The 13,246-nt window shown below is 58.0% G+C and carries 12 protein-coding genes; 1 reads left to right on the forward strand and 11 read right to left on the reverse strand.

The features are described from left to right. Positions 1-7 precede the first annotated feature (7 nt). Genes AABB31_RS13570 through AABB31_RS13585 form a run of 4 tightly spaced genes read right to left on the reverse strand, consistent with a single transcriptional unit; the run spans position 8 to position 3,424 of the window. Positions 8-868: a metal ABC transporter permease gene (locus AABB31_RS13570; protein ID WP_373634869.1), complete on the reverse strand. Its 861-nt coding sequence runs from the start codon at positions 866-868 to the stop codon at positions 8-10. Next, positions 868-1,725: a metal ABC transporter permease gene (locus AABB31_RS13575; RefSeq protein ID WP_342077626.1), complete on the reverse strand. Its 858-nt coding sequence runs from the start codon at positions 1,723-1,725 to the stop codon at positions 868-870. The genes AABB31_RS13570 and AABB31_RS13575 overlap by 1 nt, the downstream gene beginning before the upstream one ends. Next, positions 1,722-2,564, reverse strand: coding sequence for a manganese/iron ABC transporter ATP-binding protein (locus AABB31_RS13580; RefSeq protein ID WP_373634871.1), 843 nt, complete (start codon positions 2,562-2,564; stop codon positions 1,722-1,724). Before AABB31_RS13580 ends, AABB31_RS13575 begins: the two co-directional genes overlap by 4 nt. Then, a complete protein-coding gene (locus tag AABB31_RS13585; RefSeq protein ID WP_373635807.1) occupies positions 2,561-3,424 on the reverse strand; it encodes a metal ABC transporter substrate-binding protein in 864 nt (287 codons plus the stop codon). The genes AABB31_RS13580 and AABB31_RS13585 overlap by 4 nt, the downstream gene beginning before the upstream one ends. A 252-nt stretch (positions 3,425-3,676) precedes the next feature. Between AABB31_RS13585 and AABB31_RS13590 the strand changes: the two genes are divergently transcribed. After that, positions 3,677-5,773 (forward strand): S9 family peptidase, encoded by a 2,097-nt coding sequence (locus AABB31_RS13590; RefSeq protein WP_342077624.1) that lies wholly within the window; start codon positions 3,677-3,679, stop codon positions 5,771-5,773. On the opposite strand, the gene AABB31_RS13595 is transcribed toward AABB31_RS13590, so the two are convergent. The 7 genes from AABB31_RS13595 to AABB31_RS13625 all read right to left on the reverse strand — a co-directional run bounded on the left by AABB31_RS13595 (position 5,770) and on the right by AABB31_RS13625 (position 13,133). Next, complete coding sequence (locus AABB31_RS13595) at positions 5,770-6,705, reverse strand: DMT family transporter (RefSeq protein WP_342077623.1); 936 nt, start codon at positions 6,703-6,705, stop codon at positions 5,770-5,772. The two genes, AABB31_RS13590 and AABB31_RS13595, sit on opposite strands and share 4 nt — an antisense overlap. Then, on the reverse strand, positions 6,650-7,537 hold the full coding sequence (locus tag AABB31_RS13600) for an NAD(P)-dependent oxidoreductase (protein WP_342077622.1): 888 nt from the start codon (positions 7,535-7,537) through the stop codon (positions 6,650-6,652). Before AABB31_RS13600 ends, AABB31_RS13595 begins: the two co-directional genes overlap by 56 nt. Position 7,538: 1 nt before the next feature. Then, on the reverse strand, positions 7,539-8,570 hold the full coding sequence (locus AABB31_RS13605) for a Gfo/Idh/MocA family oxidoreductase (RefSeq protein WP_342077621.1): 1,032 nt from the start codon (positions 8,568-8,570) through the stop codon (positions 7,539-7,541). Further along, positions 8,548-9,495, reverse strand: a complete 948-nt coding sequence (locus tag AABB31_RS13610; RefSeq protein ID WP_342077620.1) for a phytanoyl-CoA dioxygenase family protein — start codon at positions 9,493-9,495, stop codon at positions 8,548-8,550. The genes AABB31_RS13605 and AABB31_RS13610 overlap by 23 nt, the downstream gene beginning before the upstream one ends. A gap of 13 nt (positions 9,496-9,508) precedes the next feature. Beyond that, positions 9,509-11,137, reverse strand: coding sequence for a TRAP transporter large permease subunit (locus tag AABB31_RS13615; RefSeq protein WP_342077619.1), 1,629 nt, complete (start codon positions 11,135-11,137; stop codon positions 9,509-9,511). After that, positions 11,137-11,985, reverse strand: a complete 849-nt coding sequence (locus AABB31_RS13620; protein ID WP_342077618.1) for a TRAP transporter small permease subunit — start codon at positions 11,983-11,985, stop codon at positions 11,137-11,139. The genes AABB31_RS13615 and AABB31_RS13620 overlap by 1 nt, the downstream gene beginning before the upstream one ends. Before the next feature lie 131 nt (positions 11,986-12,116). After that, positions 12,117-13,133: a TRAP transporter substrate-binding protein gene (locus tag AABB31_RS13625; RefSeq protein WP_342077617.1), complete on the reverse strand. Its 1,017-nt coding sequence runs from the start codon at positions 13,131-13,133 to the stop codon at positions 12,117-12,119. Between the last annotated feature and the right edge of the window lie 113 nt (positions 13,134-13,246).

The raw sequence follows: 13,246 nt of genomic DNA on the forward strand, positions 1-13,246 counted from the left end.
GGCGTCCTTATCCATCACCCGAGGCAAGCCCGTCGATACCGGGCCGATTGCTTGCACGTCTGGCCATCCGGCCTGCCCGCAGGAAAGCCACGATGAAGATGGCCGTCAGCACAAGGATCATGGTCGGCGCAGGCGCGCTGTCCAGAAAAAAGCTCAGATAGACGCCCGTTAGCCCCGAAATCACGGTGACCACCACCGCGATCAGCAGCATTCTGTCGAAACGCGACGTCAACAGAAAGGCGATAGCACCGGGCGCGATCAACAGGCCGATCGACAGGATAATGCCTACCGCAGACAGGGTGGCGACGATCGTCATCGAAATCAGTGTCAGCAGCCCATAATGCAACCAGTTGACCCGCAACCCAACCGCCCGCGCCTGCACCGGATCAAAGGCATGCAGCAGGAAGTCCCGCCATTTCCCGACGATAATCAACGCAACACCGGCGGCGATCAGCCCCGCTTGCCATAGGTCGGCCTGGTCAACGCCCAGCATGTTGCCGAACAGGATATGATCCAGATGCAAATCCGTGTCGATCTTGGTGTAAAGCACGATCCCAAAGCCAAACATGCCTGAAAACACGATCCCCATGATGGTATCCTGCTTGACCCGGCTATGTTCGGCCAGAAATCCGGTCGCCAGCGCGCAAATCATTCCGGCGCAAAATGCGCCCAGGATCAGCGGCGCGCCCACAAGGTAGGCCAGCACAATCCCCGGCAAGACCGCGTGGCTGATCGCATCTCCCATCAGTGACCAGCCTTTCAACACCAGATAGCAGGACAGAAGGCTGGTCGGCACCGCAAGGATGGTGACCATCACAAAGGCCTTGTTCATGAATGCAAACTGGAACGGCAGGAAAAGCGTCTCCATCAGCCGCGCTCCAACGCACGGGCGGCACGTCGGCGCGCGGCCAGAAACCCGTGTTTGGGGGCCAGAAAAAACGCGGTCAGAAAGATGATCGTCTGCAATGACACGATTATTCCACCCGTGGCCCCATCAAGGAAAAAGCTGAAATAGGCGCCGACAAGGCTGGTACTGGACCCGATCAGCACGCTTAGCATCAAAAGTCGGGGAAACCGGTCAGTCAAAAGATATGCGGTCGCCCCCGGCGTCACGACCATCGCAATCACCAAAAACGCACCCACAGTCTGCAATGCGGCGACACAGGACGCGGCAAGCAGGGTGAAGAAGACGACCTTGAGTATATCAGGGCGCAGTCCGATTGACCGAGCGTGGTCTTCATCAAAGAAGGTCACCATCAGGTCCTTCCATTTCGACAAAAGCACGGCCAATGTCACAAAACCGATGATCGCAAGTTGCAGCGTGTCCGATGGGGTGATCGCAAGAATGTTCCCCAGGGTGATCGTTTCCACACTGACCGATGTGGGTGAGATCGAGACCATGAAAAGGCCCAGGCCGAAAAATGACGTAAAGATCAAACCAATGATGGTGTCTTCCTTCAGCCCCGATCTTTGGTTCAGGAACAGCATTGCGCCGGCGGCAAGGCCGCCAGCCGCAAAAGCGCCCAACGCAAAAGGAAGGCCCAGCATATAGGCCCCCGCCACCCCCGGTACGATGGAATGGCTTAACGCATCACCGATCAGCGACCAGCCTTTCAGCATCAGATAGGCAGACAGGAACGCGCAGATCGCGCCAACCAATGCGCTGACCCACATGGCCGTCACCATGTAATTATAGCTGAACGGCAGCAGCAGCGTTTCGATCATTGATCTGTCTCGTCGCCATAAACAACGAAAGGGCGTTCATCATCTGTGATGACCCTGATCTGACGGCTGTCATCATCGTCATGCAGCTCCGCACCACCAAGCACGAAGTGCCGCAGAACCCCGCCAAAGGCCAGTTCGAGATTTTCCTGGGTAAAGGTTTCGTCCGTGGGCCCATGTGCGAGGACCGTTTCCTTGACCAGAATGGTCCGGTCACAGAATTCCGGAACCGACCCCAGATTATGGGTGGATACCAGCATCACCCGCCCCTCGTCGCGCATCTCGCGCAGCAAGGCGATGATTGCGTCTTCGGTCTGCACATCGACGCCGGTGAACGGCTCATCCAGCAAGATCACCCGGCCCTCCTGCGCCAGCGCCCGGGCCAGAAAGACCCGCTTGCGCTGCCCGCCGGAAAGCTCGCCGATTTGGCGGTGTCGGAACGGTTCCATATTGACGCGGGCAAGGGCGGAGGTGACAGCAGCCCGATCCGCCGCACCGGGGCGTCGGAAAAAACCCATATGCCCGTAGCGGCCCATCATGACCACGTCTTCGACCAGCACCGGAAAGCTCCAATCGACATCCTCGGATTGCGGCACATAGGCCACGATGTTCTGGGCCAATGCGTCTTTCACCGGGCGCCCAAGAACCGAGATCGCGCCACGCGCGGCAGGGACAAAGCCCATGATCGCCTTGAAAAGCGTCGATTTACCCGCCCCATTGATGCCGACAAGCGCCGTGATCGTCCCGGTCGGAATATCAAAATTCACGTCGCGCAGGGCTGTATGCCCGTTGCGATAGGTCACGGTCACATCCTGTGCCGATATCCCGGCGCCGGCGGTCATTCGGTCAGACCGTTCACAATTGTCTCGGCAGTCACGCGCAGCAGATCAAGATAGGTAGGCACCGGGCCGTCAGCTTCGGTCAGACTATCCACGTAAAGCACGCCGCCATATCTGGCACCGGTTTCGCGGGCCACCTGCTGGGCCGGGGCCTGACTGACCGTGCTTTCGCAAAACACGGCCGGGATCGCATGCTTGCGCACGCCATCAATGACCTTGCGAACCTGCTGCGGGGTGCCTTGCTGATCAGCGTTCATCGGCCAGAGATACAGCTCTTGCATCTCGAAATCGCGGATCAGATAGCTGAACGCGCCTTCACAGGTCACCAGCCAGCGTTGTTCTTCCGGCAAGGCAAGCACCGCAGCACGCAGCGGCGCAATCGCATCGGTGATCTGTTGTTGATAGGCCGCCGCATTGGCGGTGTAGATCGCTGCATTTTCTGGATCATGTGCAATGAACGCATCGCGGATATTATCCACATAGATCAACGCGTTGCTTAGACCCATCCAGGCATGCGGGTTGGGTTTTCCGTTATATTCACCCTCTGCGATGCTGATGGGGGCGATACCGTCGGTCAGTGTCGCGCTTGGGACATCAGACAGGTTGGCAAAGAATTGTTCGAACCACAATTCCAGGTTCAGCCCGTTCCACAGGATCAGGTCTGCATCCTGCGCACGCAGGATATCGCGCGGGGTTGGCTGATAGCCATGGATTTCGGCACCGGCCTTTGTGATGCTTTCGACCGTGGCTACATCACCAGCCACATTCCGGGCCATATCGGCAATGACGGTAAACGTCGTCACCGCCTTGAATTTATCGTCCTGGCCCATAGCGCTTGTTGCCCCGAGGACGGACAAAAACATCACTGCAATCGCGCGGGTAAAACGCATTTGATAGTCCTTTTGCAATTCACGAAGGTGGTTGGGTTCTTTTTGCTTATGAGAATTATTCGCAACTGTAAACGCATCTGACAACTATTCTCAACTCAGCCAGATAAGTGATGCCGCGCGACTGGCAAGGGTATGCGCAATCTTACGTGCCCCCCGCCCCCTTGCATTGGCGGGCACAATTCGAAACACCTGCGTCATGCCCCGCGCACTCACAGGAGAACCGTCATGACATCCGCGTTTCCAGCCATCCCAGATGCCCCTATCGCCGAGCGTCGCCAGACGACGACTAACGTACACGGGGTGACCCTGACCGATGATTACGCCTGGCTGCGGGCGGATAACTGGCAAGAGGCAATGCGCGAGCCTGAATTGCTCCCCGATGATATCAAGGCCTATCTTGTTGCCGAAAACACCTATTACGACCGTGCCATGGCGGATACCGAGGTGCTGCAATCCGATCTGATTGCGGAAATGCGTGGCCGGATCAAGGAAGATGACAGTTCGGTCCCCCGCAAGAATGGCCCTTACGCCTATCAGTGGCGCTATACAGAAGGGGCAGAGCACCCGGCCCTTGTCCGCACGCCACGCGACGGCGGTGAGGCCACCATTCTTCTGGATGTGAATGCCGAGGCAGAGATCGAAGACTATTTTCAATTCTCGGATGTCGAAGTTTCGCCCGATCACACCATGCTGGTGTGGAGTGCGGACACCAATGGGTCAGAGTTCTATAATCTGCGCCTGCGTGATCTGGCGACGGGCGACGACCGTGCCTATCAGATTGCGGATGTCGGATCGGTCGCCTGGGTCGACAACAAGACGCTGATTTACGCAAAGGTTGATGAAAACCACCGCCCCACAAAGGTTTTCCGCCACAGTCTGGGCGCTGATCCCGCAGATGATACCCTGATCTACGAGGAAAAAGATCCCCGCTATGGGCTGGGCGTGGGTAGGTCGCGCTCTGGCGATTTTGTGGCGATCTACACTGGGATGAATGACGAAAATGAAGTCTGGATCATACCGACCGCAACCCCGGACGCCGCGCCGCAGGTGATCGAGCCCCGCGCGCCGGGCATCCAGTATTCAATAGAGGAACAAGGCGACCACTTTCTGATCCGGACCAATGCGGATGGCGCTGTCGATTTCAAAATCATGCGGGCGCCCATCACGGCGCCAGCCCGGGCCAATTGGGTGGATGTGGTGGCACATGAAGCGGGCCGCATGATTGTCAGCATGTCCGCCTACAAGGACTGGATGATCTGGGTGGAACGCAGCAACGCATTGCCGCGCATCTGCTATCTGGCCAAGGGGCAGCCACTTTCAGACATGCAGGCCATCGCCTTTGACGAAGAGGCTTATGCGCTGGGTGCCGACCCAAGCCCGGAATACGACACCGCTGATTTCCGCTTTAGCTATTCATCCCCGACAACGCCGGGGCAGGTCTATGACTACGATCTGGCAACCGGGGCGCGGGAACTGCGTAAGACCACGGAAATCCCGTCAGGACATGACCCGGCTGACTACGTGACGCGCCGCATCATGGCCCCGTCCCATGACGGGGCAGAGGTTCCGGTCACCATCCTGCATCACAAATCCACCGCGCTGGACGGCACAGCCCCCTGCCTTCTTTATGGCTACGGGTCCTATGGTGTCAGCATGCCCGCATCATTCTCGGCCAACCGGCTGTCCTTGGTTAATCGCGGGTTTGTCTACGCCATCGCCCATATCCGCGGCGGCGAGGAAAAGGGGCGGGCATGGTATGAGGATGCCAAGTTCGGCAAAAAACCCAACACATTCCATGATTTCATCGCAGCGGGTCAGAAACTGATCGCTGATAGCTACACCCTAAAGGGCCGGATTGTCATTCAGGGTGGGTCGGCCGGTGGGCTGCTGGTGGGGGCTGTGCTGAACATGCGTCCCGATCTTTTGGCGGGCGCCATTGCGGATGTTCCGTTTGTTGATGTGTTGAACACCATTCTGGATGATACCCTGCCGCTGACGCCCGGCGAATGGTCACAATGGGGCAACCCGATTGAAAGCAAACAGGCTTTCGACGATATCGCCGGCTATTCGCCATATGACAATGTCACGGCACAGGACTATCCGGCGATGTTGGTCACCGCAGGCGTGTCCGACCCCCGTGTCACCTATTGGGAGCCCGCCAAATGGGTGGCCAAGCTGCGCGCGACGAAAACCGACACAAACATCCTGATGCTGCGCACCAATATGACGTCGGGCCATTTCGGCAAGTCGGGGCGCTTTGCAATGCTGGAAGATGCCGCGCGGTCCTACGCCTTTGCGCTGAAAGCCGTGGGGATGGCCTAGCCGCGCCCGCGATACCAGATCACAAGGCCCGACATGACGATCACCATAATACCTGCAATTTCCACCAGATCGGGCAGAAAGCCAAAAATGGCGACGTCAAAAACCGTCATGTAAATCAGGAAACTGTAGGAAAACGGCATCAACAGGCTTGCGGGCGCAATCGCATGGGCACGGGTCAGCAACTCGTGCCCGGCCCAGCCCGAAAACCCAAGGGTTGCCCAGCACAGCCAGACCAGCGGGTCAGCACTGGGTTGCCAGACAAGATAGGCCATGGGGGCGAAGACAAGCGTGCCAATCGCACCCGTATAGAACTGCAAGACAGGGGTCGGAACCGTCTGTGCCAGTTTCCGGGTCAGGATGGAATAAAGCGCCAGGGTCAACGCGTTGAACACACTCAGCAGGGCCGCCCAGCGAAAGTCATCACCAAATGGCTGGATGACGATCATGACGCCAACCGCGCCCAGAATGATCGCAGACCAACGCCAAGGGCCGACCGGCTCACCAAGAAGTTGCACGGAAAGAAAGGCCACGATGATTGGTGCCGAAAACATGATGGCCGAGGTGATCGTCAGTGGCAGATAACTCAGCGCCAGAAAGTTCCCCAACGTCGACACCACTAGCAGCCCGCCACGCAGGATCACCAGAGCAACGCGGTCGGTAACAAGGGCCGGACCGGCCTTTCCCCGCCACGCAAACAGGCCAAGGCTGATCGCGAAATGCCCCGCATAGCGCAGAAACGCCATTTGCAGCGCAGATGCGCCCAGACCCATCAGCCATTTGGCCGAGGTATCCACCGTCGAAAACAGGAAATTCGCCATCAGCATCATCACGATGGCGGCTGCAATTGTCTGAGGCAGGCCGCGCCCCATCACCCGGTCAACGCGCGAAAAGGTCAGCGAAGAAATCAACCATCTGCGACACCATCTGATCACCGCGCCCATCCTCGGTCGCCGTTCCCAGTGCCTTTAATGTGCCGGTGGACATGATCGACTGCACGCCAGCCGCTTCGGCCATCTGGCTGTAATAGCCGACATCCTTTGCGGCATTCCGGATCGAGAATGCCAGCATGTCGGGGTTTCCATCGACCCCGTAAGCTTTGACAAAATCCATCATGCCCGAATGCAGCGGCCCTGCCGCGATGACATCATACAGCATCTTGCGGTCGACACCCGCCGTATCAGCCATTGCAAAGGCCTCTGCCATCGCATTGGCGACGGTCATGCCAAAGAAATTGTTCATCAGCTTGATCGTGTGACCTGCGCCACTTTCGCCAAGGTAAAAGACATTTTCGCCAAGATCTTCCAGCACCGACTTGGCCTTGGCAAAGCCATCCGGACCGCCGGCGGTCATGATGTTCAATTGCCCGTCAAGGGCATGGGATGGCGTACGCCCCAACGGCGCGTCCAGCATGGTGCCGCCGGCATCTGCGACCTCCCCGGCCAGGGCGCGGGTACTGGCAGGCAGGGAGGTGCCGAAATCAACGACGACCGCCCCCGGTTTCAACCCTGCAATGATCCCGTCCGGGCCACGCATCCGGCCTTCGACACTTGCGGATGTATCAACGCAGAGCATCACGATATCGCTGGCCGCTGCAACGTCGCGGGCTGTTGCAACCTCGGTTGCGCCACGGGCAACGGCCGCATCTACATTGGTGCGCGATCTGTTGGCCGTTACCGTGACCGCATAATCGAGATCCTGCAGTCGATTGACCATCGCAGAGCCCATCAACCCAAGGCCGATAAATCCAATACGGGGTTTTTCCATCTCAATCATCCTCTTTGCTTGCAGTAAGGGTGGGCGCGATTGCGTTTTGCAATGCGGTTGTGACCCGTAAGGTTTCAGTGGCGTCACGGATATCGATCAGGGGTGTTGCATCACCTTTGATCACATCCAGAAAATGGGTCAACTGCGCCTCCAGCGGAATGGTTTTGGCCGCATCGAACTGATGCGGCGTCGGGGCGTTTGACCAGTCCTCTGATCCGCTCCAACAGGTGAGGGACGGAAAGGCGATACCGCCCCTGGTGCCAGTCGTCCACCACATGTCCTGACCGGTTGAGGCGATATTGGGGTTCTCGGCTGTGCCAGCCTCAAACCCCCAAGGGCTGGGGGCGGTGTCGGCAAAGCTGATTGTGGCACAGGCACCCGATGCAAATCGCAGCACGGCACCGCCGCTTTCGATGCGATCGGCATTACGTTGTAGACCGGACCCGAGCCCCACGACATCGGTCACCTCGCCCAGAACATAGCGCAAAAGGTCGATATCATGCACCAGATTGATCATGATCGGGCTACCGCCTGTGGCGCGCCACGCGGCGTCAAAATAGCTGTCCGGCTTGCGAACAGCCCAGATCAGCGTTGCCGTCACCGGCGCCCCGATCTGTCCCTGCGCGATGACCTCGCGCAAGCGTTGGACAGACGCGTGATACCGCCGGTGATGCCCAACGATGCAACGAACACCGTACCGGTCAACGGCCGCGCGCAGCGCCTGCGCTTCGGCCACATCGCTGGCCACGGGCTTTTCCATCAATATGTGCCATCCACGCTTGGCCGCGGCGATCCCATGTTCGGCATGCAACTGCGTGGGCGTCGCAATGATGGCACCGTCAACAGGAACATCGACATCGGCGATAGCGCCAAACTGCGGGACATCCGGATCCAAACCGATATGCGGATCAACCACCCCGGCCAGACGACACCCGGGATGATCGCGCACCATGCGCAGGTGACGCGCCCCGATCAGGCCGGCGCCGACAACAAGAATATTCTTGACCACGTCAGGCGCAGCCCGGGCTGTCATGCTGCCAACGGTGCTGGTCGATATGGGGCGAGCTTGCCGCGACGCTGCGGGCGGTTTCCCACATTTCCTTCCAGCTGCGCCAATCACGCAATTCATCCGCAGGATTGCAGGCGGAGCGGGCAACAAAATCGGGGAATTGCGCACGGCCCGTCGGCTGACCCGTGACGTTATATCGGATGTCAAAGGACCAGCGATATCCATCGCTAAGGTTCGGGCCCGCACTATGCGGGGTCAGCGGGTGGATCAGGACGATACCGCCGGCGGGCACCTCTGCCGGGACGGCGCGCGCGGTATCAATATAATCATCCGCAATCGTGGTCTGCGCACGGGGGCAATGGGGATACATATCATCGGGCGGGTTCGGGATGACCTGCAGGCATCCATTCCGGGTTGTGGCATCGGTCACCGCAATCCAGACGGTGACAATCTCGGTCTGATCCGCCTCGGCCAATCCAACGCCGCGGTCCTGGTGCCAGGCTGTCGGTGCAATATGGGCGCGCACCTCGCCAGTCGCGACATGTTGCTGGGGCGGCTTGATCCGAACGTGCTGGATCGGGTTAGAGGTCAGTTCCGGCCCAAGCAGGCTTTGCACAATATCAAGGATCGGCTTGTAGGTCAGCAAGTCGAACGCGGCAGGCCCGGCATGAAACGGCGTTTGTTCGGTGATGTCTGCATGCGGCAGGCTGATATCAAGCGGTTGAAACCACTCCAGCCCGGCGGCACCGGCCCGGTCCAGCATCGCCCAGAAGTCCAAACCGTCTGCCGGATCGCTTACCAGACCCTGATCATGCCAGTTGCGGTAATGGACGCGCAATACGCTCTCATATTCCTCCCTGAGGCGGTCCAGCAGGCCTGCATCAACCACGTCATTGACGATCAGATAGCCTTGGGTGTCAAAACGTGCGATCTGTGCATCAGACAGCATTGGCTTTCCTTTCTCAAAGCAACAGCGTCACAATCGAAGGCCAGATAAGAAGCACCGAAATCGCAACAATCTGCACGCCGATAAATGGCAGGAAGCCCCGGAAGATATCTGTCAGCGAGATATGGGGCGGCGCGACCGATTTCAGATAAAAGGCTGCAGGCCCGAACGGCGGTGACAGAAAGCTGACCTGCATATTCATGCAGAAAAGCACACCAAACCAGATGGCGACCTGGCTGGGCTCGAGCTGACCGATAAACCCGATCTCTTCGATGGGAAGGCGTTGCACAATTGGCAAAAAGACCGGGATGATCAGCAAGACAATCCCCACCCAATCCATGAACGCCCCCATGAATAGCAGGATCACCATCATCGTTAGAAGCACCAGCATAGTTGGCATCTCGGCCCCGACGATCAGATCGGCGATATAGACTGGGCCGCCAGCCAGCGTGTAGGCCCCCGCCAATGCAGCCGCACCTACCGTCACCCAGATGATTGTGCCGGTGGACCGCAAGGTGCGCATCAGGCTGTCCCAGATCAGCGCAACGGTGGCCTCACCGCGCGCCACGGCGATCAGGAACACGGCCACAGCCCCCATCCCGGCGGCTTCGGTGATCCCCGATATGCCGCCATAGATCGAGCCTAGCACAACCCCGATGACACTGAATGGCGGGACAAGGCCCTTGCCATGTTTCCAGCCTTCCTTGACCCGTGCTGGCCCAAAGACAAAGGCCGCAAGGACCAGACCGGCCACCAGATAGCCGATGATATAGGGGATGTGATAGGTCATCCCCCATGCGATCGGGTCCACGTTTTCGCCCATCGCGGTGTTCTGTCCGGTGACGGTAAAGAACAAGGCCCGCAGCAGCAAAAGCGTCGATACACCGGCCAGCAGCACAGACAGGAAAGCCCCGAACAGCCCAAGTTTCTGAATGCCTGTCGGGTCATCCTCTTCCGGTTCGGGCAAAGGGGCCAGCGACGGGTTCAGCTGCGTCCGCACCACGATATAGGTGATGATCAGGCAGGCGAGCATAAAGCCCGGAATGAATGCGCCGGTAAACAGCGCCTTGATCGAGGTCTCGGTAATCAGCCCGTAAATGATCAACACCAAGGAGGGCGGGATCATCGTGCCCAGCGATCCGCTTGCGCAGATGGTCCCGATTGCGAGGTTCTGATCATATCCAAGACGCAGCATCTGGGGCAGCGCGATCAGACCAAGCAGCACAACTTCACCGCCAATGATCCCCGACATTGCAGCCATGATGACAGCCATCAGCGATGTGATAATCGCAATCCCGCCGCGCACCCGGCTTAACCAATAGCTCAGCGAGTTATACATCTCTTTGGCAATGCCGGACCGTTCCAGCAAGGAGGCCATGAAGATGAACAAGGGGACGGAGATCAGGACATATTCGGTCATCAGATCAAATATCTTCTGCGTCAGCAGGTATAACGGCCCGGTCCCCGGTCGGCCGGTCAACAGCCCGTCACCCCAGCTGAACGGATCGGTCAGCAATGCGGGCTCAAACTTCATCACCAGAACCACGACAGCCAGAATGGCAGATGCAAAGCCCAGCGGCATCCCGATTGCCAACAGGATGATCAGGCCCAGAACCAGAACCATCGAAATTGTGCCGACATCCATCAGTTTGATCCAACGCTGCGTTTGATGGCTTCCAGTTCGTCATCGTCCAGATCGACGGGGCCATGTTCTTCGGGAATGATGTTCCAGTCGGCGATCAGATTCAGAACCGACTGTATGGCGATCAGCGTCACGATGATCAGGATCATCGGCTGGATCGTTGCGGGGATCGGTGGATCAAAGGCCGTGCCAAACATTTCCCAGCGGTAGAACTTGATCACAAAGACCTGCTTGAAACTGCCAAAAACCAAAAAGAAGGCAAACAGGCATATCAGCGCGGATGAAAGGATATCGCAGGTATGCTGCATCCATCGCGGAACCCGCTCGTAAATCAGGAAGATCCGGATATGGCAGCGTTGCTGCATCGCGTAAAAGCCCGAGCACAGGAAAACAAAACCCGCCAGCCACAAGGTCAGCTCGTTCGCCCAAAGGGTCGGTTTTTCCAGCGCATAGCGCAGAAACACCTCGTACATCATGACAAGGGTCATCAGCAGGACCAGCATCATGGTGACCCGGCCAATGAACAGACCAACCCGGTCAATCGCGCGCCAGTCCGGATATTCCATCGCCGCGACCCGGACGCTGAGCGTGCCAAACAAAAAGATCACCGGGATCAGTAGCAAGGCGGCCCAATCAAGAATATCTGCGGTTCCACCAAACAGCCCGGCCATCTGGGGGGCCACATCCTTGCGCGCGTGCAGGCTGCTGATCTGGTCAAGAAGGCTTGGATTTTCCGGGGGCAGAAAATCGAGAATAAAGGCAGGCATGTGCCAGATCACCCAACCCGCACAGACAATAAAGGCAAGTGGCAGCACCCACTCCCAAAAACCACCGGTTTGTTCTTCCACCATGTTCCCGCCTATTCGTACCGCGACAAGGGGCGTCGCACAGCGACCCCGGATGCCAGATTTATCGCAGTTATTGGAAAGGTGGCGGGATCACTCCTGACCCCGCCACCTGTTCGTTGCGCAATCCTTTTGGATTACTTCATCAGGCCGAGACCGGTGAGAAAGCTGATATGGCTTTCCAGCATGGCCTGCGCTTCAGGCGTGGTTGCAAATTCTGTCCAGCCTGCTTTCACAGCCTCGCGATATTTGCCCAGTTCCTCTTCGGACCATTCATAAAGGTTCACACCCTGCGCCCGCAGGTCCTTTGCAGTTTGCGCGTTCTTGACCTCGTTTGCGGTCGCATTGCGCAGTGCAAGGGCCTGCATCCCGACTTTTAGGATCGCCTGATGATGGGCAGGCATCGCCTCCCAGACGTCCTTGCGGCAGGCAAGGTGGTCAGCCGGCATAGAGTGGAACCCCGGGAAATTTGTGTGCTCTGCAATGTCATAAAGACCCAGACCCACATTGTTGGTCAGGTTTGCGGCGTCAGCACCGTCAATGATGCCGGTTTCCAGCGCGGTGAAAATTTCGTTGAAGTCCATCACGATCGGGGACGCGCCCAGATTGCTGAACACCATCGTCGCCATGCCGGGAGGTGAGCGGAACTTCCAGTCCTTGAAGTCTTCAACACCGCGGATCGGGCGTGTCGATGACAGCGATTCCGGTCCGGGGATCCACCATCCGACGAATTCCATGTCATATTCGTTGTAGAGCCCGTTGATGGTTGTGTATCCATCATTGTGAAGCAGCCAGGCCAGCTGCTGATATGGGTTGGTATAGCCACCCATCAAATCCCCGGCGAACTGGAACGCTGGGTTCTTGCCGGTCTGATAGGCACCACCGGTCATGTCGCAATCCAGAATGCCCGTCGCCGCCGCATCAAAGGTTTCGGCCGCTTTGACGACAGAGCCGGAATAAAACATCTCGACCACGATCTCACCGTTCGACATCGCAGTAATGTCTTCGATGAACTCAGCCGCCATCTGTCCCGAAAGGGTTTCCGGCGAGAAGTGGGTTTGAATACGCAGGTTGGTTGTTTGCGCGGATGCCGCGCTTCCGATGCATAAGGCAGCTGCAGACGCCGCCAGCGTTAGTGTCTTGATTAAGTTCATAAATTATTCCTCCCTTGGCCACAAACAGTCGCAGTCTCTCTTATGTTGAGAGGCCGCTATTCCGCTTTTGGTATGACCAGACTAGCGAGCCACCCAATACACGGCAACAGATT

The sequence above is a fragment of the Yoonia sp. SS1-5 genome, from assembly GCF_038443705.2.
Classification (GTDB): domain Bacteria; phylum Pseudomonadota; class Alphaproteobacteria; order Rhodobacterales; family Rhodobacteraceae; genus Yoonia; species Yoonia rhodophyticola.